The sequence below is a fragment of the Sinorhizobium sp. CCBAU 05631 genome (assembly GCF_002288505.1).
GTDB lineage: Bacteria > Pseudomonadota > Alphaproteobacteria > Rhizobiales > Rhizobiaceae > Sinorhizobium > Sinorhizobium fredii_C.
The window spans coordinates 660398-683668 of record NZ_CP023064.1; the positions used below are offsets into that span (position 1 = coordinate 660398).

Below are 23271 nucleotides of genomic sequence, written 5' to 3' on the forward strand. Positions count from 1 at the left end.
GCTTTGTTCCGCCGGCGTAGCGGGAACAATCTCGGTTGAAATGGATTTTTTTGCAGTCGCCACCCACGGGAAAAGAAGCTTGGCCTGGAAGACCGTTTTCACTGGCACCCCGCCCAGCCGATTGCGCCGGGCACGCCGACCGATCATCAAGGAAGCCGAGAATATCTGGCGCAGCGCGCCGGCCGAGCGGGTGTCCTTCCTCGTGGACGGGGCGGCCTATTATGCCTGCCTCGATCGGGTGCTCGAGCAGGCCGAAGAGCAGGTCTGGATCACCGGATGGGATTTCGATCCGCGCATCAAGCTGCGGCCGGACGATCCGGACGCAAAGGCGCTCGGCACCAAGCTCGAGGCGCTGGTCGCGCAAAAGCCGAATCTCAGGATCCGCATTTTGATCTGGGCGATGGGGCCGATCTATTCGGGAAAGTCGTTGCGACTGTTTCGCGGCCAGCAATGGGCTTCCCATCCGCAGGTCGAGCTCCGTTTCGCCAGCCACCACGCGTTGCGCGGTTCTCATCACCAGAAACTCGTCTCCATCGACGACCGGATCGCTTTCGTCGGCGGCATCGATCTGACCGCCCGGCGCTGGGACACGCCGGACCACCTGGCCGAGAATGACCTGCGCCGCGATCCGGACGGAAATCCTTATGATCCGGTCCATGACATCCAGGTGGTGCTGGAGGGCGAGGCGAGCCGGGCGATCGGCGATCTCTGCCGCTCCCGCTGGAAGTCTTCGGTCGGCGAAGGTATCGGCGCTCCAGGCTCGTCGGCGGTCGCCTGGCCGCCCGGCATCGAACCTCTCCTGACCAATTGCCGGATCGGGATCGCCCGCACCGAGCCGGGCTTCGGCAAGAGGCGTGGGCGGCAGGAAGCGCTGCGGCTCACCCTCGACGCTTTGCGCAGCGCCCGGCGCCACATCTATATCGAGAACCAGTATTTCGCCTCGCATCGGATCGGCAAGGTTCTGTGCGAGCGGCTGCAGGAGCCCGACGGACCCGAGATCGTGGTCATCACGACGCGCAGTTCGCACGGGTTTCTCGAAAGGGTGGTGATGGGGGGCAATCGCGACCGCCTTATCCGGCGGCTGAAGCGGACGAATCGCTACGGCAGGCTGCGGGTCGCCTATCCCGTCGTCCCTGCGGCGGACGGCTCCGAACAGGAGGTGATCATCCATTCCAAGGTGGTCGCTATCGACGAGCGGTTTCTTCGGGTCGGGTCGTCGAATTTCAACCACCGTTCGGAAGGGTTCGATACCGAGTGCGACGTTGCGGTGGAGGCGGCGAACGAGGAGCAAAGTGCCGCGATCGCAGGCTTTCGCAACGCGCTTCTGGCGGAGCATCTGGACGTCGAGCCGGCGAAGATCGAGAGCATGCTGCAGGAAACGGGCTCCCTCGTCGCCGTCGTCGATCGGTTGAACACGCGCCGGCGTAGTCTGCGGACCTTCGACGGGATCGAAGGCCACGGCGCGACCGCGCTGGTCTGGGCAACCGACATCGTCGATCCGCGCCGGCCGTTCAGGCCCTTCCGCCGCACAGGCGCTCTGCTGCGGCGATGGATCGGTCAGCTTTTCGCCTTGCTATCCAGGCTTCTCGCATTATCCCAGCGGCGGACTTCCGCGATCGACAGCGAAATCAAGCCGAGCGGCAGCGGCAGGAAGAAATAGATCGCCCTGAAGGCGATGAGGGCGCCGATGCTCGCCGACTGCCCGAGCAGGAAGGCGATCGTTGCCTCGAGCACACCGATGCCGCCCGGAACGTGGCTGACGAGAGCGGTCAGGTTGGCGCCGACATAGGCCGTCGCGGTTTCGAAGAAGCCAGGAGTTCCGAACGCCAACACCAATTGATGCAGGCAGGCGCTGACGCAGAGGAAGTTGGCCGTGCCGACCAGGACCTGGCCGGCGGCGATCCGCAGCGGCGGCATTTCGAACGACCATCGGAATAGGCGAAGCGAACCGCGCAAGAACCCGGCGAGCACGATATAGCCAGCCGAGGCGGCAAGGCAGGTGATGCCGAGAAGACGGGCGCCGCCTTCCGACAGGCCGATGATCGGCGCGGCGCTCTCCGGCATGATCAGACAACAAAGGCCGGCAAGGGTCAGGAGGCCGACGCCGACGGTGACGCCGCAGAAGAGGATGATTTTGGCGATCTGCTCGACACTCAATCCCCAGCGCGAATAGAACCGATACCGGACCGCGCCGCTGCTCAAGGCCGCCACGCCGACATTGTGGCCGATCGACAGGCTGGTGAAGGAGGCAAGCGCCACCTGACGATAGGGAAGCTTGTGGCCGACATAGCGCACCGCGAGCGTGTCGAACAGCGTTAGGCAGAGATAGGAGAGGACGACGAAGCCGATCCCCGCCAGCAGATGTGCAAATGGGATCTGCAGGATGGAGCCGACGATCTCCTCGAACGTGTATTGACGAAGCGTTCGGTAGATCAGCCAGGCGGCGACGCCGATAGCGGCGAATATGAATAGTCTGGCAATGATTTTCTTCGGCATCGGCCTCGTTCCTTTGCGCGTCCACCGGAACGAAATGCAGGTCCCGTGTGTTCCCGAACGCAGGACCTGCAGCGACGCGCCGCCCTATCGAACGCGCAAAGGTCGCTGCAGCACTTTGATCTCTGCCCGAAAAAGCACCATGCCTCGACCGCTTCGCTTCCTCACCTACAATGTCCATGCCTGCTTCGGGACCGACCGAAGGCTCGACCCGGCGCGCATAGCCGCGGTGATCGGCGAATGCCGGCCCGACATCATCGCCCTGCAGGAGGTGGACGTCGGACGTGCCCGCAGCGGCGGCACAGACCAGGCGCATATGATCGCCACCCACCTCAACATGGCCGCGCATTTTCATCCGGCTCTGCACCTGAAGGACGAGCGGTACGGCGACGCGGTGCTGACGGCGCTGCCGATGCGGCTCGTGAAGGCGGATGTGCTGCCGTCGACCGGGGAGCCGCGCGGAGCGCTCTGGGTGGAGATCGATCTCGCTCATGCCAAGCTTCAAGTCATCGTCACCCATCTCGGGCTGCGCGGTTCGGAGCGGGTCCGCCAGGCGACGGCTTTGCTCGGTCCCGGCTGGCTCGGCGGCATAGGGCAGGGAGACGCGCGTGTGATCCTTGCGGGCGACCTCAACGCCATCGCCCGCTCGGCCGCTTACAGGCTGCTGGCGACACATCTCAAGGACGTACAGGTCCAATCGAATGCCAAGCCGCGCCCGACCTTTCCCTCCCGCTTGCCGCTGCTGCGGATCGACCATGTCTTCGTCGGCGACGGGATAAGTGTCCGCGATTGCAAGGTGCATAGCAGCGTCCTTGCGCGGGTTGCTTCCGATCATCTGCCGATCCTGGTCGAATTAGACATCGAGCCGACTGCTAAAGGGTGCCTGACCGAGGCGGACGATCGCCTGGAAGGGACGCAACGCCGGTGACGGATCTAGAGTGGGGGAGGCGGCGATGAACTGTCGCTTTCCCGGTTGTGGGCACGCCATGTATCGAGCAGCAGCAAAGTCACCGTGAAAGTCACCGGTCCGATCACCAGCCCTGCCGGTCCGAAGACGATGACGCCGCCGATCATGCTCATGAATGCCACGACGGTGTGCAGCTTCAGCCGTTCCCCGACGAACATCGGATAGAGCAGGTTGTCGACGGTTGCCACCACGCCGGCGCCCCAGACAGTCAGGATCAGCGCCTTGCCCCATTCGCCGGTCAGCGCAAGCGACAGAGCGGCCGGAATCCAGATGATGAAGGCGCCGAGAACCGGCACCATCGCCAGCAGGCCCATTGCAAGACCCCAGAGGAGCGGCGACGGCAGACCAAGCAGCCAGAACATCAGGCCGCCCAAGGTGCCCTGCACCAGCGCGACAGCGAAGGTCCCGAAGACGATCGCGTGCACCGTTTCGCTGACGCGCAGGAACAGCCTGTTCATCTCTGGGGATGTCAGCGGAGAGAAGTTCTTGAGCATGGCCAGGGCTTCGCGGCCGTCGCGCAGGAAATAGAACAGGAAATAGAAGGTTAGCACGAGGTCGATAATCTGCACCACCGATCGGCGGACCAGGATTGCGCTGAAATTGGTGAGCAAGGTCGCGGCGTTGCCTGCAAGCCCAGCGAGGTCGAGCTGGGTCTCGATCCACAGCAGAACCAGCCCGATACGCGGATAGCTGGCAATGGCGTCGCGCCAGCTTCCCGTCCTCAGCCCTTCCGCGATGATCTGGGCGCCCTTGGCTGCCTCGTTGACCAGCCGCTCGGCAATCAGCATGAGCGGCACGGCGACGATGAAGGCGGCAATCGCCACCGTCGCCGCAGCGGCGATTTCCGGGTAGCGGAGGTCCTTTGAGATCCGGCGGTGGAGCGGGTGGAACATGATCGCGAGGACCAGCGCCCAGGTCAGCGCCGGCAGAAAAGGCACGGCCAGCAGGTAGCAAACGACGATTCCAGCTGCGATTGCGATCAGGATCACCAATGACCGCGAACGTCGCGCGGTCAGCAATCGATCTGGAGCTTCCTGTTCTGCCTCGGCCGAAACGTTCCTCGCCACGTGAAAATCGCTCCTTTGCGAACAATCTGGCGCCACCCGAACAGACTTGTCAAAAGATAGGTTCCACCTCCGATACGCCCGGCCACGTCAAGGAACCTTCGGACGAGCCGAGGGTTCGATCCTTGGAGCTGGAAAAGGATCGTGACGATGAGCAATCCCAAGGACGAAGCCCTCAAGAATCAACCCATGCCGTCTCCTACCTGGAAGCCCGATCCGAAGGAGATGAATATGGATCCGAAGCCCTTGCCGGATCAGGCTCGCCCAGCCGGCGAGGAGGCCGACGAACCGCCGGCAAGGAGCGGAACGTCGGAGCGGCGCGAGAAGCCGACCGAAGCAGCCGGAAAGGACAATCCGGTCCATCATACGGGCCGCGTTCCGCCGAAGGTGACGGACGACGAGCTCTGATGTGCTGAGGAGGGATTGATATTCGCGGCATTCCTTCGTCGGACACTGCACATGACCGTGCGCACCTTTGGTCTCGGGGATGCTTCTCCCTCCTCATCTCTTGTGCTCGTCACAGGAATGAGGGGAGAAGAGTACACGCTGGTGACACACCGTCACCGCATCATCTTGATTTTCGCTTCCTTGACCGCAGCGACAAAAGCTTGGCGCGCTTGATCCTCTGGGGCCGTTCCGAGCATGGCGTCGGTGCAGGCATTGAGGGCGGCGTTGTAGGCGTTGCCATGGGAGACTGGCCAATGTTCGCTAAGCAACCTTGCCGCTTCGGCCGGGCTCCAGACGATCTGGACACCGTCGAGATCGGGCAAGTCCACGATGACGCATTCGTTCCATGACTTGAACATGTCGGCGTCCCTTGGCTTCTGGCCCACCTAACTGCCTCTGAACTCTTTCGTTCCCGTGCTTTCCATCTTGGCTTGCATCATTGATGCGGGAACGCGGCAATGATGGATCACTTGTTGCTGTGGGTCGGCTCGGCCCCGGTCGCACGAGGAGGCTCTTCCGTTTCGCGTCCGGGAGTGCCGGGTTCTTCCTCTGGGAGCTTTTTGGGTTGCGGTTCTTTGGTTGGCGGGTCGGGGATGCCGAGCGGAGGGACGGGATTTGGCGGGATGATGCCCGGTCCGGGACCGGGGCCGGTGGGGTCGGGTTTCATGGCGGAACTCCCTTGATGCGTCCGGACAGTCCACTGGTGTCACGATTGTTCCTGCTGACGAGGCTGAGGCAACATTAAGACTGCGGACCGCTCGCCTCCTCACAAGTCGCGAATGCGGGCGTCAGCCGGCGCGTTCGGCCGATCAGCGCTGCCCCGCCGAGTCGGCGACCTGCGGCGTATAGACGACCGTGTCTGCTCCGCCCTCCAAAAAGCCGCCGCCGATCGTCAGGTAGACGAAAATGGCGCATACCGCGAGCAGCAGGACCGCGACCGGGAAGGTGGCTGAGGCCTGCTTCTCGGGCGCCAGGCGCTCATTTCTTCGGGTGAACATATCCATTACTCCGTTGATCATAGGAGAACGAAATCGCGTCGCCGGGGTTCCCTGACACGCCTGGATGCGGCGCTAGCGGCCGGCTATCATTCGAGGTTTGAAAGTCACTCTCGGAAAAACTGACTATTCACTCAAGGAAATATTGACGGTCCTGCGCCCCACGCTCGTCCATTTCCTTGCGCATGACCACCGAGACCGACCTCGGCGCGTCCGAACCGGAGAAGCACACGCCGGTGATAGGGCCATGCAACTCAGTTTGATTGAACAATATATCAATCTTGCTGCATTGCGGCAGGGGGCGCAACGGCGCGCTTTACGATCATGGCACCGACCTTAGGCGTTTCGGCGCCACGGCGCTGCAGCCGCTGACGATCTCGGCGGCAGGGGACAGAAGAGAAAAAGGACGGCGAGACGGTCACGGCGAAGAGCAGTTCCGGTGCCAGTAAGATCAAAACGCCGCTGATCGTAACGCCACGATCAATCGCGAGATCTCTCCCTAAACCGGCGCCAAGCTGTCGCCGTTCGAGGCGTGGCTGGTGCTGCGCAACCTCGAAACGCGGCCTTTGCGCATGCGGCATTACCACGATGCAGAGCTGAATGTTGCGACAAGTCGAGGCCGCTTGCGATCAGAACTCCTGCCAATCGGCCGTCGCAGCGGCGGTTTGTCCACCGAAGGCGCCGGCGAGCTTGCGGCCGAGCGCCCGGGCGGGAGAAGCCGCCGGCATGCTGTCGGCTGCGGCGAGGCGCGGTGCCGCGCCCGCCTCGAGCCGGAAGCGGGCGATCAGCCGGGCGAGGTTCGCCGCCTCGTCGGCGAGCCGGTTCGTCGCCGCCGTCGATTCCTCGACCATCGCCGCGTTCTGCTGCGTCACCTGGTCCATCTGGTTGACCGCGGTCGAGACCTCCGACAGGCCGGTCGACTGCTCGCGGGCGGCGGTCGCGATCGAATGGACGTGCTCGTTGACCTTGATCACATGCCCCTCGATCAGGGTGAGTGCCGCGCCGGTCGCGGTCACCAGCTTCACCCCGGCCTCGACCTCGGTGCCCGAGCGCGAGATCAGCGCCTTGATGTCCTTGGCCGCATTGGCGGAGCGCTGCGCCAGTTCGCGCACCTCTTGCGCTACGACGGCGAAGCCTTTGCCGGCCTCGCCGGCCCGTGCCGCCTCGACGCCGGCATTGAGTGCGAGCAGGTTTGTCTGGAAGGCGATCTCGTCGATGACGTTGATGATCTGGCCGATCTCGCCGGAGGCCGCTTCGATCCGGCCCATGGCCGAGACCGCATCCTTGACGACAGCGCTCGACTGCTCGGTGCTCTTGCGGGCCTCGTCGACCATGTGGCTGGCCTCCGTCGCCCGCTCCGTCGAGCTCTTCACCGCGGCGGTGATTTCCTCCAGCGCCGAGGAGGTCTCTTCGAGCGAGGCGGCCTGCTGCTCGGTGCGCTTCGAGAGGTCGCCCGAGGCAATCCGCATCTCGCCGGCGCCGCCGTTGATCGTGTCGATCGCCCCGCGGACCTCGCCGAGCACGGTGCGCAGGTTCGCCATCGTCTGATTGACATTGGACTGGAGCTCGCCGAAGGCGCCCTGGAACTCGCCGCGCATGTTTTCCGTGAGGTTACCCACCGCCAATGCCGAGATTACCCGGCGGGTCTCGGCAACGCCGCGGTCGACGAAGGTAACCAGTTCGTTCACCTGGTTGGCGAAGCGGTCGAGATCGGCATTGTCATAAGTCTTGGTGATGCGCCGCGTGAAATCGCCGGCAACCGCCGCGGTCACCACCTCGCCGATGCTCGACTGAAGGTCCGCGCTTTTCGCCTGCAGCGCCGCTTCCTGTGCGTTCAATTCGCGCACCTTGAGGCCGTTCTGCTTGAACACCTCGACGGCGCGCGCCATCGCGCCGATTTCGTTCGCCCTGTCGGTAAAGGGGATTTCGAGCGACAGATCGCCATCCGCAAGGGTGCGCATGACCGCGGTGGTCCGATTGATCGGGCGCGAGATACCGACAATCGCTAAGGCCATGGCGGCGAGAGCGCCGAGACAGGCGATCGCCAGCAGCATGAAAGTCGTGATGCGGGCGCTGGTGAAGTCGGTCGAGCTGTCCGCGTAGCTCTGCTTCGCCCCCGCAAGGTTGATGTCGCGGAACCCGTCAGCCAGCTTGTCCAGTTCGTTGTAGCTTTGACGCATGGCGCTTGTCAGGAAATCCCCCGCCTCGTCCTTCTTACCGGCGCGCGACATCGCGATCAGCTCGTCATGTTGCTTCAGATAGGTGGCGAGTACATCCTTGAACTCGGTGTAAAGCTCGCGCTCCTTCTGGTCGTACACCAGCCCGTCATAGGTTCTCATCCGCTCTTCCAGTTTCTTGAGATCGGCGGCGATTGCGTCGTCGGCACGCTTCATGCCGGCTTCGGTGCGGTTGACGATATGCCGATTTTCCGAGCCGCGGAGGTTGGAAATCGCAGTGTTGATCTTGTTGGTGATGTCGACGCTCGGCACCCAGCGCGTCGCGAGGGTCTCCACGTCGCCGTAAATGCTGCGAGCTAGGGAAAGGGCAAACAGACCTTGCCCGATAAGTAGCAGCAGCAAGACGGCAAAAGCGCCGACGAGTGAGGTTTTGAGTGAAATCCGATTCATCGATCCTCCGGTCAAATGAGATCTAGGAAGTCGTCATGGTTCCTGTCGGTAGAGAAAAGTCGATAGAGTCATTCGCACGGCAGTGTTCTTCGACATACTCCGGGTGCTACAACCATGGCATGCAGAAGCGGAAGTGAACAATCTCTTATAAAGGTTACCATATTGCTGATTCAGTGGGCGAGCGGCCGCCATTGCTGCGCATTGTGGATATTCAACGCCCCGTTTGTGCTAGTTTCACGAGTAGCCCGTCAGCCGATTCCTATCGGAGATGCATCTGCCGCGCCACAAAGCAACTCTTTACATTTAGTCGTGAACGGAACGAGCGTCGCCGGCTGCATCCATCCGCTCAATATCTCCGGCGCGAGCCTCTCCGGCCTCTCCGTAGAAGTGGTCGTCTACCCGTGGAAGTATTCGTTGCAGATCTAGCCGTATCGGATATGCCCACTGTTTCATCAGGCCCGTCCCAGCAGGCTAATTTTTGGTCACCTGCCCAGCGAGACGGTAGAGCTTCTTCGAGCAAGCCACTGCTTTTGCAGCGCTTATATCAAATGTTTGCAGTTGGCATGTCTCTTGCTTTTCATCTGGTGAGCCCGAGCTGACCGCCGGCGGTGCCCAATGTCGCGCACCAGGAGCAAGGTTGCTTAAGCAGGATGGAAGCGGCGATCGCTGAGAAGCGACGCGCGTTGTTCGGGGCATTTCCAGGATCAACGATCGAATGGCGCCTTTGCGCCGGGAGAAGCTATGTCCGCTGTTCACCAGTCACAGAAGATCACTGCCGGGGAGCAGGGCCGCGCCCTGTGGATCTCGACGACCGCTTTCACCATCTGTTTTGCCGTGTGGACGATCTTTTCGATCATCGGCGTGCGCATCAAGCAGGAACTGGGACTAAGCGAAGCGCAGTTCGGCCTGCTGATCGGCATGCCGATCCTCACAGGCTCGCTGATCCGCATCGTGCTCGGCATCTGGACCAACCGCTACGGCGGCCGGCTCGTCTATACGGTCACCATGCTGGCGGCCGCGCTTTCGACCTTTCTCCTCGCCTACGCCACCACCTTCCCTGAAATGCTGCTCGCCGGCCTCGGCGTCGGCATTGCCGGCGGCTCCTTCGCCGTCGGTGTCGCCTATGTCTCCCCCTTCTTCCCGCCGGAAAAGCAGGGGACGGCGCTTGGCATCTTCGGTGCCGGCAATGTCGGCGCGGCGGTTACCAAGTTCCTGGCGCCGTTCGTTCTCGTCGCCTATGGCTGGCAGACGGTCGCGCAGGTCTGGGCGGCCGGGTTGTTGCTGACGGCCATCGTCTTCTGGTTCACGACTGACGACGATCCGAAGTTCCGTGCCCGCCGCGAGGTGAGCCAGCCGCGCAAGAGCTTCCTCGCCGAATTCGCGCCCCTCAGGAACGTTCAGGTCTGGCGCTTCTCGCTCTACTATTTCTTCGCCTTCGGCGGCTTCGTCGCGCTAGCGCTGTGGCTGCCGCGTTACCTCGTCGGCGTCTACGGTTTCAATCTCGAGACGGCGGGCATGATCGCCGCGGCCTACTCCATTCCCGGCAGCATTTTCCGTGCCTATGGCGGCGCTCTTTCCGACAGGATCGGCGCGCGCAAGATCATGTATGCGATGTTCGCCGTGTCGGCCGTCGCAACGCTCATCCTCTCCGTGCCCGAGGGCGGCGCGTTCCAGATTACCCCGGTCGTGTTCGTCGCCGTTACCTTCGTGCTCGGCTTCGTGATGAGCCTCGGCAAGGCGGCCGTCTACAAGCACATTCCCGCCTATTATCCTGAGCATGTCGGCGCTGTCGGCGGCGTCGTCGGCATGATGGGCGGCCTTGGCGGCTTCATCCTGCCCGTCGCCTTCGGTTTCCTCAAGGACCGGACCGGCCTCTGGTCAAGCTGTTTCATGCTGCTCTTCGTGATCGTCGCCGTCTCGATGGTCTGGATGAACGCCTCGATCCGCCAGTTCAAGCGGCGTGCCGACGAGGGCGCGCCGGCCGGTGCCTACGGGCAATAGAAGGACGGCACGGCTGCAGCATCGATACTGAATGCAGCCGCGCGGCACATCCGAACCCCCAACATACCACTTCCCCGCAGGGATTGCCAAAACCCTGCTTCCTGCCCGGCACTTTAAGTGCCGGGCTTTTTCGTTCCTCTTTCGAAGCCCTGAACTCAGAAGGAAAGATCGAGGACCTTGCCCTCGAAGAGCCGGTCGCGCGAACCTTCGAGGTGCTTGCGCATCAGGTCGCGGGCCTCTTCGGCGCGGCCCTCCTGAACGGCGCGGTAGATCTGCCGGTGTTCCTCGTAGACCTGTTCCAGGCCTGGCCGCGGGCCCATCAGCGAAAGGCCGTGAAGGTGCATGCCGACGGCGATATGGGCGCGCAGGGCCTCGAGCGAGGCGGTGTAGTAGTGGTTGTTGGCCGCTTCGGCGACCGCCTTGTGGAAGAGGAAATCGGCATCGGTGCGGTGCAACTGATGGCTTGTCGCTTCGCGCAGTTCGGCAAGCGCCGCGGCGATCCGAGCGATCGCCGCCTCGTCGCGTCGCTGGGCGGCGTAATAGGCGGCGGCGGGCTCGATCGTCAGGCGGAATTCATAGCAGCGCTGAATGTCGGCGATCGACTTGACCGGCGAATAGGCGAGCTGCGCGGCGGCCGAGACCTGGGCGCTGACGAAGGTGCCCGCACCCTGGCGCGAATAGATCAGGCCCTGCTCGCGCAGCCGCCCGAGCGCATCGCGCACGACGGGGCGGGAGACGCCCAGCATCGAGGCGAGCTCATGCTCGCCCGGAAGCCTCGAATCCGGTGCGTAGTTGCCGGTGCGGATCCGCTCGTGCAACTGGTTGAAGACCCGATCGACGAGCTTTACCGATTTGCCGCGTTCGCTTTTCGCTTCGGCTGCCGCCTCATGGCCAAGGCCGCCATTCTCCGCCATTCGCTTACCCATCCTGTTCATCGGCCGCATTCCGTAATTCTGGCGCGTCTCGCAGAACCTTTAGCAGAGATTGCGCATTGCCGAAGCCCCCCGACTTCATCGCTGACCGCATCCTCCCGCCGCCCCGGCGCTCCGTCTCGAACCAGGGGATTCCCGCCTCGATCTCGCCCCTTGGCAACAGCACGCGAGCCCCCAGCGTATGCAGGATAGCATAGGCCGTATCACCGCCGCCCATCATCAGCATGTCGGGCGCCATGGCGGCGACGAGACGGGCAACGCCTGCGGCGAAGCGTTCCGCCACAATCTCCGGTGCCTCGGCCAACGTCCCGGTGCATCTCAACAGTGCCGGCAGCCGCGCCGGTCCGCGCTCACCAGGCACTTCGCCGGCCGGTGCATCGACGTGACTGGCGATGTGACCGCTTTCGAGCAGCACCGCCATCTGCGTCTCGGTGATCGGATCACGCGAACCGAAAGCAAAGAGCGTGCACGGCGACGGCGCGAAAGGTGCCGGCGACGAAGGCCGGGCGAGCCGCCGGGCAAGCGCACGCCCGAGGCCGCGCGCTCCAACGCCGATGCTGGTCGACCAGTCGAGGCTTTCGACTAGCGCGTCGAGATCCTCGTCTGAGGCCGCGTCGGCGATCCGAACGTCGATGGCGCTGCCGGAAAAGAGCGGCTTGATCGGCAGCGGTTCGCCGACGCCGAAACCGGCGACACGGGCTTCGCGGGTGTAGCGTCCCTGGTCGGGCACGGCAGGAGCGACAGCCAAGCGCCGGCGGCCGACGGCAAAGGCCAGCGCTTCGCTCTCCGCCCCGACATTGCCCTTGAGGCGCGAGTCGATCTTCTTCAGCACGAATACGGGCGAGGTTCGGCACAGGGCGGCGGCGGCCCGCCTGACACGATCCGCAGCCCGGAGGGAATCGAGCGCGCGCGACACCGTATTGACCACGACGACCTCCGCGCCCGTCGCAATCGCGGCCTCGACTGCCTCGACGTCGAGCGCCACGGCGACGCTCAGGCCTGCATCGACGAAGGGCGTTCCGGTGTCGAGGGCGCCCGTCAGATCATCGGCGATGATGGCGACTTTGAGGGTCATGCTATTCGCCGTTTACGGCGTGGCAGGCGACGAGATGCCCCGGCCGCGCCTCCTTCCACTTCGGAACCACCCGGCGGCAGACCTCCATGGCGATCGGGCAGCGGGTGTGGAAGCGGCAGCCGGAGGGCGGGGCAAGCGGGCTCGGCACGTCGCCTTCGAGGATCTGCCGCTTGCGGCTGCGCTCATGTTCGGGATCGGTTTCAGGCACCGCCGAGAGCAGCGCCTTGGTATAGGGATGCAATGGCGTCTCGAAGAGCGCGTCGCGGCTGGCAAGCTCGGCGAGCCGACCGAGATACATGACGCCGACGCGGGTCGAGATGTGGCGTACGACCGCCAGGTCGTGGGCGATGAACAGGTAGGTGAGGCGGTACTTCTCCTGCAGATCGAGCAGCAGATTGATGATCTGCGCCTGGATCGAGACATCAAGAGCCGAGATCGCTTCGTCGCAGACGATGAACTTCGGCTGGCAGGCGAGCGCCCGGGCAATTGCCACACGCTGGCGTTGGCCGCCGGAAAGCTCGTGCGGATAGCGTGAGGCGAAGCGCGGCGGCAGGCCGACATCGGTGAGCAGTGCCGCAACCTTTGCTTCGAGTTCCGCCTTGCTGGCGAGCTTGTGGAACAGGATGGGTTCGCCGATCGCCTCGCCGACGGTCATGCGCGGGTTGAGCGTCGAATAGGGATCCTGGAAGACGATCTGCAGGTCGCGCCGGAAGGGCCGCATCCGCTTCTCGTCAAGCGCCGTCAGGTTCTGGCCCTTGTAGAGAACCTTGCCGGAGGTCGCCCGATGGAGGTTCAGGATGGTGAAGCCGGTCGTCGACTTGCCGCAACCGGACTCGCCGACGAGGCTGAGCGTCTCGCCTTCGACGATATCGAGGCTGACATCGTCGAGCGCGTGCACTGTCGCCGCCCGTTCGCCGAAGGCGCCGAGCCGCACATGGAAGTGCTTGACGAGGTTTTCGATCTTCAGCAGCGGTTCTGCACCCATCAGGCGGCCTCCAGCGCTTTTTCGACGGCGAAGCAGGCGGCGCGGTGGCTTCCTGCAGCGGAAACGGGCTCGAGCTTCGGCACATGCGAGCGACAGATGTCCATCGCCAGCGGACAGCGCGGCGCGAAGGGACAGCCCTCAGGCCTGCGGCCCGGTTCCGGCGGCGTGCCGCCGATCGAGTTCAGCCGCGAGGCCGGTGCATCGGAGAGTTTCGGAATCGAGGCGAGCAGCCCGCGCGTATAGGGGTGGCGCGGATTGGCGTAGAGCGCGTCGACCGGGGCATCCTCGACGACGGTGCCGGCGTAAAGCACCACGACGCGGTCGACGAGGCCGGCGATCAGCGCGAGGTCATGGGTGATCCAGACCACCGACATGCCGAGCTTTTCGCGCAAGCCCTTCACCAGGTCGACGATCTGCGCCTGGATCGTCACGTCGAGCGCCGTTGTCGGCTCGTCGGCGATCAACAGCTTCGGCTCGCAGGCAAGCCCGATGGCGATCATGACGCGCTGGCGCATGCCGCCGGAGAGTTCGTGCGGATAAGCCTGAATGCGGTCCTCGGGCCCCGGAATGCCGACGAGGCGGAGTAGCTCGATGGCACGTTCGCGGGCTTGTTTCCTGTTCATGCCGCGATGGTAGATCAACGGCTCGGCGAGCTGGTCGCCGATCCGCATTACCGGGTTGAGCGAGGTCATCGGATCCTGGAAGACGAAGCCGATGTCGCCGCCGCGCGCCTTTCTCAGCTCCCGATTCGACATCTTCTGCAGGTCGTGGCCGTCGAAATGCGCCTCGCCCTTGGCGACGCGGATCTTGTTGGGCAAAAGCCGCATCAGGCTCAGCATGGTGAGGCTCTTGCCGCAGCCGGATTCGCCGACGACGCCGAGCGTCTCGCCCTTGTCGACATGCAGGTCGATGCCGTCGACGATGACCGCGGGGCCGCTACGCGTTTCGATTTCGACCGTCAGTCCCTTGACGTCGAGCAGGCGATATTCCGTGTTCGCGCTCATCATTTGCTACCTCGCGGGTTCAGGGCATCGTTGAGGCCGTCGCCGAGGAAGGAGAAGGCGACGGATGCGAGGCCGAGGACGGCCGCCGGTGCGGCGAGCAGATGCGGGTAGTGTTGCCAGACGCGCAGTCCGTCCGAGATCATGTTGCCCCAGCTGGGCGTCGGCGGATTGACGCCGACGCCGAGGAAGGAGAAGGCGCTCTCGAGCACCATCGCGGTGCCGAGGCCGGCACTGACGGCAACGATCAGCGGCCCGAGCGCGTTCGGTATCACATAGCGCATTAGGATGATGCGGTTCGACAGGCCGAGCGCCTGGGCGGCGGTGATATAGGGCCGGCTGCGGATGGAGAGTACCTGGGCTCGCACCAGACGCGCATAGGGGGGCCAGGAAATCAGCGCCATGGAGCCGAAGACGAGCAGGAAATCGATCCAGACCGTCTCGCGGTAGAACGGATTCAGCGTTTCGAGATAGCGCGCCTCCATCCATTGCGCGATCGGCGTCTTCAGCGATGCGTTGATGACGACGACGAGAAGCAGGTTCGGCACCGACATGGTGATGTCGGTCAGCCACATGATCACCCGGTCGAAGGGGTTGCCGAAGAAGCCGGCGACCGCGCCGAGAACCGTACCGATGACAAGCGCGATTGCCGTCACCACGACGGCGACGACAAAGGCGGTCCGCGTACCGTAAACGACGCGGCTGAAGACGTCGCGGCCGAGATCGTCGGTACCGAAGAGGTGGGCGAGGGACGGCGCCTGGTTGCGGGCCTCGAGATCCTGGCTGAGGAAGTCGTAAGGCGTCAGATAGGGGCCGAACAGCGCGACGAAGGCGAGCAGGATGATGATGCCGAGGCCGAAGATCGCCAGGCGGTTTCGCTTCAGTCGGTACCAGGCATCGCGCCACAGGCTGACCGGCGCTTCATCCATAAGAGGGGCGGGCTGGGCTTGAACGCTAGACATGTCAGCGGCTCCTCTTGGCATCGACGGCGCGCGGATCGAGGAACGGATAGAGGATGTCGACCAGGAGGTTCGAGATCATCACCAGGAACGAGCCGATAAGGGTGATCGCCAGGATCACCGGATAGTCGGAATTGGTCAGCGCCTTGACGGTCAGCCGGCCGAGGCCCGGCAGGCCGAAGACGAGTTCCACGAAGATCGCGCCATTGACGATGGTGATCATGATGAGGCCGAGTTGGGTGACGACCGGGGTCAGCACCGGCCGCAGGATATGCTTGAGCGCCACGACGATCTCGGGCACGCCCTTCGCGCGGGCGGTCCGGACGAAGTCATCGGAAAGCACCTCGATCACCGCGGCGCGCGTCTGGCGAATGATGAGGGCGATCGGCTGGAAGGACAGCACGACCAGCGGCAGGAGGATGCGGATGTCGAAGACACCGCCCCAGCCGTAGGGCACGTTGACGCCCGGCAGAAGAACGATGAGGGCGACCATCAAGAGCGGCCCCGCGACATAGGCCGGGATCGCCCAGAGGAAGAGCGCCGAGCCGAGGATGATGTAGTCGAGGCGGCGGTTCTGGTTGAGCGCCGCGATCATCCCGAGCGGAATGGCAATGAGCGCGGTGAGAATGATCGAGCAGAGCGCCAGCTTGAAGGAGACGGGTGCGGCCGCCTTGACCATCGCCCAGACGGAGCGCCCGGAGTTCAGCGAGTTGCCGAAATCGCCCTGGAGCAGGTTCCAAACATAGTAGCCGAACTGCTCGATGAAGGGCTTGTTGAGCCCGGCGCCTTCGCGGATCGCCTCGATGCGTTCCGGATTATAGGCGACGTCTCCCGGCGCACGCAGGAAGATCAGCTTGATCGGGTCGCCGGCGCCGTAAAAGGCGAGGGCATAGACAGCCATCATCACCAAGAGAACCGATGGTATCCAGATGGCAAATCGTGTCGCGACGTAACGCAGCATGTCGCTCATTCCTCCCGCATGGTGCCGGCCAACCCGCCATGGCGATCTCCGGGCGTCATGCTTTGCCTGAGCCGGCCTGGGTCCGTAAAGGGCGCTGGCGTGCCGGCCGTTATGGGCGCCAGGACCGCCACGGAAGCCGAAGCTTGCGTTCCATGCGCCTATTTGAGCGCGAAGGCCCGGAAGCCTTCGCGCGACTCGTCCTGTTTAAGGTCGACAGCAGCCGGCCGTATCAGCCGACCGAAATCTCCCAGGGCTTGGCAACCTGCCAGTCGAGGTTCTTGTCGATGCCCTTGACCTCGGCGGTCGCCCAGCGCGACATCGCCTGAGCATACCAGGGGATGAAGGTCCAGTCGTCGCGGAAGGCCTTTTGCGCCTCCTGGGCGAGCGCCACGCGCTGCGGATCGTCGGCCGCCTTCGTTGAGGCTTCCTTCAGCAGGCTGTCGACCTTGTCGTTCTTATAGCCGCCGAGCTTGTTCTGGGCATTCGAGGAGGTCGAAGCGATGGAACCCTGCAGGTAGGAGACGGCATCCGGCACGCGGGTGCCGACGTCGTCGCGGAAGATCTGTACGGCATTCTGGTCGGGGCCGGCATAGGCGTCCTGCTGCGGCTTCATGTCGACGGCGGAAATACCGAGATTCTGGCGCCATTGTTCGGCGATGAACTGCGCAGCCGCCTCAATCGCCGGGCCGGATACACCGACGAAGAGAAGCTTCGGCAGCTTCTCCGGTCCGCCATAGCTCGACTCGGCAAGCAGCTTCTTGGCGCCTTCCGGATCGTAAGGGTAGGGCTCGAAGCCGGAATTGTCGGCGCCCGGCACGGAGTTCAGGATCTGGTCCGTCTTCTTGTGCGGACCGTCGGGGAAGGAGGCCTTCATCAGCCCTTCGCGATCGACGGCGCGGATCAACGCCTCGCGCACCTTCGGATCGTCCATCGGCTTGCGCGCCGTGTTGAACCAGAAATGCTGGCTGGTCGGGATGATTGGGCCGGAGGCGAAGTCCGCTCCGAGGTCCTGGATGATCGTCGAGGTGACAAGTTCCGTATGGGCGTTGAATTCGCCGGATTTCAACAGTGACGTCGCGGTGACGTTGTCCTCGATCGAGCCGATCTCGATTCGCGCCAGCTTCGGCTTCGGGCCGAAGAAATTCTCGTTGGGCTCGAAGGTGAGCGTGCCGGCATCGATGTCGATCGCCGTCAACTTGAACGGACCGGAATAGACGGCGCCGCTGTCCGGTGTGTACCAATCGGCGATCTCCTCGCCGTCTTCACCGCGCGACTGCTCGGCCTTGGTGATCGGCGCGATATGGTTGGCAAGGCGCATGAAGAAGATCGGGTCGGCCTCGCTCAGCGTCACGACGACGGTGCCTTCGTCCGGCGTGGCGATGCCGGAAATCTCTTTGGCGCTGCCGCCGCTCACCTCCGCAAAGCCGGCGACCTTGCTCAACACTTGGTCGGCGCGCTGGTTCTTGGTGTTCGGCATCGCCGAGACGTTCCACGATCCCTTGACGTCCTCGGCGGTGATCTTGCTGCCATCGGAGAAAGTGGCCTTCGGATCAATCTTGAAGGTCCAAACCTTATCGCCCTCGGAGGACTCCCAGCTCGTGAAGACATAAGGATTGATCTTGCCTTCGCTGTCGAAGAACATCGGCGAGGCCCACCAGATGGAGTTCCAGCGATAGGGGACGCCGCCGCCGCGCAGCGGCGACCAGTCCTGGTTGAAGGCCGGATTGGCCACCTTCAGCACCTGGCCTTCCTGGGCCATCACGATGCGCGCGTTCATGCCGGCGATCGTCAGCGCCACCGTGGCGCCGAGACCCAGCTTCAGCGCCTCCCGCCGCGAGATGCCCGCCGTTGCGGAGTCGAGGTCATTCCGTCTGGTCATTTCTTCCTCCCGTGCGTGAAATCGAGCGCCTCCGCTCTCCCCGGATCATGGTGCTCTGATTGGCCCTACACTGGACCATATTGTAAATATGTCAACTAAAATTGCGCGTCCGTTCAACAGCGAGGTCGGCGTTGTTAAAAAAACACGTATAATCAACTGGTTGTAGATGCGCGAAAATTGGAGCTCCGTTTTTCATATTGACAACAGGGGTCATGTTGAACCAAACAGGAGCGATGAAGCGCATGCGGGAAGCGGCGAAAAGCGGTCCGGAAGGCCGCATCTGACAAGTTCGTCAACCGTTTGCGGGACCGCGGAGGAGGCGCAGATGAACGGACGACATGTGGTGACCGGCGTTTATTGCGCCGCTGCGACGCCGCTTAAGGCCAGCGGCGATCCCGACCTCGCGCTCTTTTCCGATCATTGCGGCAGGCTGCTGGCGGAGGGGTGCCATGGGATCGCCCTCCTCGGCACGACCGGCGAGGCCAATTCGTTTTCGCAGGACGAGCGCAGGGCAGTCCTGGAGAGCGCCCTCGGAACCGGCATTGCCGCCGACCGGCTGATGCCCGGCACCGGGGTTGCCGCCATACCGGAAACGGTTGCGCTGACGAAGCATGCGCTCTCGCTCGGGGTGACGAAGGTCGTGATGCTTCCGCCCTTCTACTACAAAGGCGTCAGCGACGAGGGGCTCTACGCAGCCTATTCGCAAATCGTTGAAAAGATCGCCGACAACCGGCTGAAGGTGATCCTCTATCATATTCCGCAGGTCTCCGGGATTCCGCTCTCGATCCCGCTGGTCAAGCGGCTCGCGGCGGCCTTTCCCGAGACCATCGTCGGCATCAAGGATTCCGCCGGCGACTTTGCCAACATGCAGGCGCTGGTGGCGGAGCTGCCGGGCTTTTCCGTGCTGGCCGGCGCCGATCCCTTGCTTCTGCCGCTCCTGCAGGTCGGAGGCGCGGGCTGTATCACCGCGACGTCCAATCTCGTCGCCGATTCCCTGCGGCTGATTTTCGACCATGTTTCGGATCCGGCAAAGGCGGCCGAGGTCGAGGCGGCGCAGGCGCGCATCAACGCCTATCGGACTCTGTCGAATTCCTATGTGCAGATCCCGACGATCAAGGCGATGGTCGCCCTGAGGCGCGGGGAGGATGCCTGGCTCCAGACGCGCGCGCCGCTCGTGCCGCTGAACGACAGCGAGCGCGCCGATCTCGCCGAAAAATTCGCGGCTTTGGACTGAGGAGGATCGGATGACCTATTCCGCCCTGGAGCCGCACGAGGTTCCGTCCCAGATGACGGGCGAGCTCGTCCCGAGCCCGGCCGAGCCCGGCCGCTGCGACGCCTATCTTCCATCCCCTTGCGTGCAGAACCACGCGGCCAATCTTGCCTTTCTGCCGGATGGCACGCTGACTTGCGTCTGGTTCGGCGGAACGATGGAGGGCATGGGTGATATCTCGGTTTACATGTCGCGGCTGGAGCCCGGCCAGCGCCGCTGGTCCAGCCCGGAAAAGATGTCGGACGACCCGGCGAAGTCCGAGCAGAATCCATTGATCTTCACGGCGCCGGACGGCCGCGTCTGGCTGCTCTTTACCTCGCAGACCTCCGGCAACCAGGATGGAGCGGTGGTCAAACGGCGCATTTCCGATGACCGCGGCAAGTCTTTCGGTCCGACGGAAGTGCTTTGCGACATTCCCGGCACCTTCGTGCGCCAGCCGATCATCGTCAATGACGCCGGCGCCTGGCTTCTGCCGGTGTTTCGCTGCATCGGGAAAGCGGGCCGGCGCTGGACCGGCGACGTCGATCGCGCCGCCGTGCTGATTTCGCGCGACGAGGGCAGGAGCTGGACGATGTCCGACGTGCCCGACAGCATCGGCGCGGTTCACATGAACATCGTTCCGGCCGACGGTGCCACGATGATCGCCTTCTATCGCAACCGTTTTGCGACCCATGTGCTCAGAAGCCAGTCGGACGATGCGGGGCTCAACTGGACGGCGCCGGAAGCGGTCGACCTGCCGAACAACAATTCGTCGATCCAGGCCATTCGCACAAAAAACGGCGCCATTACAATGGTTTACAACCATAGCAATGCGTCCATGTCGGATGCGCGCCGGCACTCGCTTTATGACGAGATCGACGGCGGCGAGGAGGGCGCTTCCGCCAATGAGGTCGTCTCCGCCCGTCCGGCCGTCTGGGGCGTGCCGCGCGCGCCGTTAAGCCTGGCTTTTTCGACGGACGGCGGCCGAACCTTCCCGCGCCGCATCGATCTCGACACGGGCGATGGCTATTGCCTCAGCAACAACTCGAAGGATTCGCTCAATCGCGAATTCTCCTATCCGTCGATCGTTGAGGACGCCGAGGGCCGGCTGCACGTCGCCTACACCTACTTCCGTCGGGCGATCAAATACGTCCGGTTGGAGCCAGGCTTCCTCGAAAATGCCGGGTGAACTGGCGTCCGGCTGACCGGCTGCGGCCCAGAATTGACAAGTGTAGCTGCTGCCATCGCATCGCTGGCTTGCCAGGGTCAATCGCTGTGCGCTGGCGGACGCCGCAGCGCGCGAAAAGGAATTGCCTTTTATTTACAAAGCGATAGCGGTAACCGTCCGGCGTCGTCATCGGCCGCGGTGAAGCAGCAAAGAACATATCACGGACAAAAGCGCGGTCACGGCTCTTGCCATAGGGCGATATAAAGTATAACAACTTTACATCTTGTCGTACTTGCGGCGCCGGGTTCAGGGAGGATCGAGCGGATGAGCAATCTGGAAACGCCCATTTCCATGGTGAAACCAGGCCTGATCGAATTCGGCACCGGTGTGGCGGCAAGGCTCGGCACATGGGCCGCCAGCAAGGGATACCGCCGTGTCCTCGTGATTTCCGATGCCTTCAACGCAACGCGGACTGAAGTTCTCGGGCTCGCTGGCGAGGTGACCGTCTATGGCGAGGTCAAGGCCGAGCCGGATACGAGCGATCTCGAGCGTGTGCTCTCGGCAGCGGAGGATGCCAGGGCCGATCTGATCGTCGGCTTCGGCGGCGGCAGCGCCATGGACCTCGCCAAGCTTGCGGCGGTTCTTGCCGGCTCGCCGCAGCGGCTTGCCGAAGTCGTCGGAGCCGGCAAGGTCGCGGGCCCGCGCAAAGCCGCGCTTGCCCAGGTGCCGACCACATCCGGAACCGGCAGCGAGGCGGGAATTCGCGCCCTCGTCACCGACCCGGAGACGACAGCCAAGCTCGCCGTCGAAAGCATCCATATGCTCGCCGATATCGCCGTCATCGACCCGGTGCTCACCTTCACAGTGCCGCCGAAGGTGACCGCGGCAACAGGCGTGGATGCGCTCGCCCATTGCGTCGAGGCCTTCACCAACCGCAAGGCCCATGCCGCCATCGACATCTATGCGATCAAAGGCGTGCGGCTTGTCGGCCGCTATCTCGCCCGCGCCGTCCGCGACGGCAATGATGCGGAGGCCCGCGCCGGGCTGTCGCTCGCCTCGCTTTACGGCGGCTATTGCCTCGGCCCGGTGAATACGGCCGGCGGGCATGCGCTTGCCTATCCGCTCGGCACGCGCTGGCACGTCGCCCATGGCGCCGCCAATGCGCTGATCTTCCCGCATGTGCTCGCCTTCAACACGCCGGCCGTGCCGGACAAGACGAGGGCGGTGCTCGAGGCGCTCGGCCTGCCTGCCTCGGAGCGCGTCGACTCGGTCTTCGATGCCGCGCATGGGTTCTGCGCCGCGCTCGGCATCGAAATGAAGCTCAGGCAGCTCGGCGTGCTTGCCAACGACCTCGGCACGATGGCCGACGATGCCTTCGCCATCCGGCGGCTGCTCGACAACAATCCGCGCGACCTGTCGCGCGCCGACATTCTCACAATCTATGAAGCCGCCTTCTAGGCGGGGCACAGGGAGAAAACCATGGGCAAGGACACCCGCGTCGCAATCACGCTCGGCGATCCGGCCGGCGTGGGGCCGGAGGTGATCGTCAAGGCGCTCGCCTCGCTGCCGCGCAAGGAGCTCGCGAGCTTTATCGTCGTCGGCAATATCGAGGCGCTGGAACGGGCGAATCGCGCCACATCCGCGGCTGTCGACTTCGCGTCGCACCCGACGGACGGCGCCGTTTTGGTCGAGGAGGTGCCGATCGACGCGCCCTTGCCGGAGATCGGCAAGGTGAACGCCACGGCCGGCGAGGCCTCGGTGCGCTATATCCGCCGCGCCGTTGAAATGGCGACGGCGGGCGAGGCCGATTGCATCGTGACGGCGCCGATCAACAAGGAGGCGATGAATCTCGCGGGCCATCATTTCGACGGCCACACCGGTCTTCTGGCGCACTTCACCGGCTCGAAAAGCTCCTTCATGCTGCTTGCTTCCGAGCGGCTCAACACCATCCACGTGTCGACTCACGTGTCGCTGCGCGGCGCCATCGCGCGCGCGACGGTCGAGCGGGTGCTGGCGACGATCGAGGCCGGCCACAATCATTTCCTGCGACTTGGTATGAAGCCGCGCATCGCCGTCGCCGGCCTCAACCCGCACTGCGGCGAGAATGGTCTCTTCGGCGACGAGGACACCCGCTTCCTGGCGCCCGCCGTCGAACTGGCCAGGGCCAGGGGCATCGACGTTTCCGGCCCGATCTCGGCCGATACCGTCTTCGCGCGCGCCTATAACGGCGCCTTCGACCTCATCATCGCGCAATATCACGACCAGGGACACATCCCGATCAAGCTCGTCGCCTTCGATACGGCGGTGAACGTCTCGCTCGGGTTGCCGATCGACCGCGTCTCCGTCGATCACGGAACTGCTTTCGACATCGCCGGCACCGGCAAGGCGAACCACGTCAACATGCTTTCGGCGATCGCCTATGCGCGGCTGATGGCAAGTTCGCCGAGGCGAGCGGTCGCGCAGTAGCG

General features: G+C 63.8%; 20 protein-coding genes. 8 read left to right on the plus strand and 12 right to left on the minus strand.

All coding sequences use genetic code 11. The features are described from left to right. The first annotated feature begins 40 nt into the window (after positions 1–40). Positions 41–1660, plus strand: coding sequence for a phospholipase D-like domain-containing protein (locus tag SS05631_RS22680; protein ID WP_037419672.1), 1620 nt, complete (start codon positions 41–43; stop codon positions 1658–1660). Here the strand turns inward: SS05631_RS22680 and SS05631_RS22685 are convergent. Further along, positions 1558–2496, minus strand: coding sequence for a lysylphosphatidylglycerol synthase domain-containing protein (locus tag SS05631_RS22685; protein ID WP_037419674.1), 939 nt, complete (start codon positions 2494–2496; stop codon positions 1558–1560). The two genes, SS05631_RS22680 and SS05631_RS22685, sit on opposite strands and share 103 nt — an antisense overlap. A 139-nt stretch (positions 2497–2635) precedes the next feature. Here SS05631_RS22685 and SS05631_RS22690 point away from each other — a divergent pair, with 139 nt between their 5' ends. Then, a complete protein-coding gene (locus SS05631_RS22690; RefSeq protein ID WP_037419757.1) occupies positions 2636–3421 on the plus strand; it encodes an endonuclease/exonuclease/phosphatase family protein in 786 nt (261 codons plus the stop codon). Between the two features lie 5 nt (positions 3422–3426). Here SS05631_RS22690 and SS05631_RS22695 read toward each other — a convergent pair whose 3' ends face one another. Beyond that, positions 3427–4527 (minus strand): AI-2E family transporter, encoded by a 1101-nt coding sequence (locus SS05631_RS22695; RefSeq protein WP_037419675.1) that lies wholly within the window; start codon positions 4525–4527, stop codon positions 3427–3429. Between the two features lie 147 nt (positions 4528–4674). Between SS05631_RS22695 and SS05631_RS22700 the strand changes: the two genes are divergently transcribed. Beyond that, positions 4675–4932, plus strand: a complete 258-nt coding sequence (locus SS05631_RS22700) for a hypothetical protein (RefSeq protein WP_037419682.1) — start codon at positions 4675–4677, stop codon at positions 4930–4932. A gap of 152 nt (positions 4933–5084) precedes the next feature. Here SS05631_RS22700 and SS05631_RS22705 read toward each other — a convergent pair whose 3' ends face one another. From SS05631_RS22705 to SS05631_RS22725, 3 genes are all read right to left on the minus strand, one after another. Continuing rightward, complete coding sequence (locus SS05631_RS22705) at positions 5085–5330, minus strand: DUF982 domain-containing protein (protein ID WP_037419759.1); 246 nt, start codon at positions 5328–5330, stop codon at positions 5085–5087. A 450-nt stretch (positions 5331–5780) separates the two neighbouring features. Beyond that, on the minus strand, positions 5781–5969 hold the full coding sequence (locus SS05631_RS22715; protein ID WP_037419685.1) for a hypothetical protein: 189 nt from the start codon (positions 5967–5969) through the stop codon (positions 5781–5783). Between the two features lie 626 nt (positions 5970–6595). Beyond that, positions 6596–8593: a methyl-accepting chemotaxis protein gene (locus SS05631_RS22725; protein WP_037419688.1), complete on the minus strand. Its 1998-nt coding sequence runs from the start codon at positions 8591–8593 to the stop codon at positions 6596–6598. Positions 8594–9334: 741 nt separating this feature from the next. On the opposite strand from SS05631_RS22725, the gene SS05631_RS22730 reads away from it, so the two are divergent. Further along, complete coding sequence (locus SS05631_RS22730; RefSeq protein ID WP_037419690.1) at positions 9335–10594, plus strand: nitrate/nitrite transporter; 1260 nt, start codon at positions 9335–9337, stop codon at positions 10592–10594. A 155-nt stretch (positions 10595–10749) separates the two neighbouring features. On the opposite strand, the gene SS05631_RS22735 is transcribed toward SS05631_RS22730, so the two are convergent. From SS05631_RS22735 to SS05631_RS22765, 7 genes are all read right to left on the minus strand, one after another. Then, complete coding sequence (locus SS05631_RS22735; RefSeq protein ID WP_037419692.1) at positions 10750–11508, minus strand: FadR/GntR family transcriptional regulator; 759 nt, start codon at positions 11506–11508, stop codon at positions 10750–10752. 4 nt (positions 11509–11512) lie between these two features. Further along, positions 11513–12601, minus strand: a complete 1089-nt coding sequence (locus tag SS05631_RS22740) for a four-carbon acid sugar kinase family protein (protein WP_037419695.1) — start codon at positions 12599–12601, stop codon at positions 11513–11515. Between the two features lies 1 nt (position 12602). Next, positions 12603–13586 (minus strand): oligopeptide/dipeptide ABC transporter ATP-binding protein, encoded by a 984-nt coding sequence (locus tag SS05631_RS22745; protein WP_037419698.1) that lies wholly within the window; start codon positions 13584–13586, stop codon positions 12603–12605. Further along, the gene (locus tag SS05631_RS22750; RefSeq protein WP_037419699.1) at positions 13586–14593 is read right to left on the minus strand and encodes an ABC transporter ATP-binding protein; all 1008 of its coding nucleotides are present in this window, start codon (positions 14591–14593) and stop codon (positions 13586–13588) included. Before SS05631_RS22750 ends, SS05631_RS22745 begins: the two co-directional genes overlap by 1 nt. Beyond that, positions 14590–15549 (minus strand): ABC transporter permease, encoded by a 960-nt coding sequence (locus SS05631_RS22755; RefSeq protein WP_037419700.1) that lies wholly within the window; start codon positions 15547–15549, stop codon positions 14590–14592. Before SS05631_RS22755 ends, SS05631_RS22750 begins: the two co-directional genes overlap by 4 nt. 1 nt (position 15550) lies before the next feature. Beyond that, positions 15551–16507 (minus strand): ABC transporter permease, encoded by a 957-nt coding sequence (locus tag SS05631_RS22760; RefSeq protein WP_037419761.1) that lies wholly within the window; start codon positions 16505–16507, stop codon positions 15551–15553. Positions 16508–16736: 229 nt separating this feature from the next. Then, positions 16737–18386 (minus strand): ABC transporter substrate-binding protein, encoded by a 1650-nt coding sequence (locus tag SS05631_RS22765; protein WP_037419702.1) that lies wholly within the window; start codon positions 18384–18386, stop codon positions 16737–16739. A gap of 325 nt (positions 18387–18711) precedes the next feature. On the opposite strand from SS05631_RS22765, the gene SS05631_RS22770 reads away from it, so the two are divergent. The 4 genes from SS05631_RS22770 (at position 18712) to pdxA (ending at position 23269) form a co-directional block, all read left to right on the plus strand. Next, the gene (locus SS05631_RS22770; RefSeq protein ID WP_037419704.1) at positions 18712–19620 is read left to right on the plus strand and encodes a dihydrodipicolinate synthase family protein; all 909 of its coding nucleotides are present in this window, start codon (positions 18712–18714) and stop codon (positions 19618–19620) included. A 10-nt stretch (positions 19621–19630) separates the two neighbouring features. Next, entirely contained in the window at positions 19631–20824 is a 1194-nt protein-coding gene (locus SS05631_RS22775) for an exo-alpha-sialidase (protein ID WP_037419706.1), read from the plus strand. Positions 20825–21127: 303 nt separating this feature from the next. Next, positions 21128–22261 carry an iron-containing alcohol dehydrogenase gene (locus tag SS05631_RS22780; protein ID WP_037419710.1) on the plus strand — a complete coding sequence of 378 codons (1134 nt, stop codon included), beginning with the start codon at positions 21128–21130 and terminating at the stop codon, positions 22259–22261. A 21-nt stretch (positions 22262–22282) separates the two neighbouring features. Beyond that, positions 22283–23269: a 4-hydroxythreonine-4-phosphate dehydrogenase PdxA gene (gene pdxA / locus SS05631_RS22785; RefSeq protein WP_037419713.1), complete on the plus strand. Its 987-nt coding sequence runs from the start codon at positions 22283–22285 to the stop codon at positions 23267–23269. Positions 23270–23271: the final 2 nt, after the last annotated feature.

Bases quoted from the DNA above. Each gene is read 5' to 3' on its own strand.
- SS05631_RS22680 (WP_037419672.1), top strand. From the start codon at position 41: ATGGATTTTTTTGCAGTCGCCACCCACGGGAAAAGAAGCTTGGCCTGG.
- SS05631_RS22685 (WP_037419674.1), bottom strand. From the start codon at position 2,496: ATGCCGAAGAAAATCATTGCCAGACTATTCATATTCGCCGCTATCGGC.
- SS05631_RS22690 (WP_037419757.1), top strand. From the start codon at position 2,636: ATGCCTCGACCGCTTCGCTTCCTCACCTACAATGTCCATGCCTGCTTC.
- SS05631_RS22700 (WP_037419682.1), top strand. From the start codon at position 4,675: ATGAGCAATCCCAAGGACGAAGCCCTCAAGAATCAACCCATGCCGTCT.
- SS05631_RS22705 (WP_037419759.1), bottom strand. From the start codon at position 5,330: ATGTTCAAGTCATGGAACGAATGCGTCATCGTGGACTTGCCCGATCTC.
- SS05631_RS22715 (WP_037419685.1), bottom strand. From the start codon at position 5,969: ATGTTCACCCGAAGAAATGAGCGCCTGGCGCCCGAGAAGCAGGCCTCA.
- SS05631_RS22725 (WP_037419688.1), bottom strand. From the start codon at position 8,593: ATGAATCGGATTTCACTCAAAACCTCACTCGTCGGCGCTTTTGCCGTC.
- SS05631_RS22730 (WP_037419690.1), top strand. From the start codon at position 9,335: ATGTCCGCTGTTCACCAGTCACAGAAGATCACTGCCGGGGAGCAGGGC.
- SS05631_RS22735 (WP_037419692.1), bottom strand. From the start codon at position 11,508: ATGGCGGAGAATGGCGGCCTTGGCCATGAGGCGGCAGCCGAAGCGAAA.
- SS05631_RS22740 (WP_037419695.1), bottom strand. From the start codon at position 12,601: ATGACCCTCAAAGTCGCCATCATCGCCGATGATCTGACGGGCGCCCTC.
- SS05631_RS22745 (WP_037419698.1), bottom strand. From the start codon at position 13,586: ATGGGTGCAGAACCGCTGCTGAAGATCGAAAACCTCGTCAAGCACTTC.
- SS05631_RS22750 (WP_037419699.1), bottom strand. From the start codon at position 14,593: ATGATGAGCGCGAACACGGAATATCGCCTGCTCGACGTCAAGGGACTG.
- SS05631_RS22755 (WP_037419700.1), bottom strand. From the start codon at position 15,549: ATGTCTAGCGTTCAAGCCCAGCCCGCCCCTCTTATGGATGAAGCGCCG.
- SS05631_RS22760 (WP_037419761.1), bottom strand. From the start codon at position 16,507: ATGCTGCGTTACGTCGCGACACGATTTGCCATCTGGATACCATCGGTT.
- SS05631_RS22765 (WP_037419702.1), bottom strand. From the start codon at position 18,386: ATGACCAGACGGAATGACCTCGACTCCGCAACGGCGGGCATCTCGCGG.
- SS05631_RS22770 (WP_037419704.1), top strand. From the start codon at position 18,712: ATGAACGGACGACATGTGGTGACCGGCGTTTATTGCGCCGCTGCGACG.
- SS05631_RS22775 (WP_037419706.1), top strand. From the start codon at position 19,631: ATGACCTATTCCGCCCTGGAGCCGCACGAGGTTCCGTCCCAGATGACG.
- SS05631_RS22780 (WP_037419710.1), top strand. From the start codon at position 21,128: ATGAGCAATCTGGAAACGCCCATTTCCATGGTGAAACCAGGCCTGATC.
- pdxA (WP_037419713.1), top strand. From the start codon at position 22,283: ATGGGCAAGGACACCCGCGTCGCAATCACGCTCGGCGATCCGGCCGGC.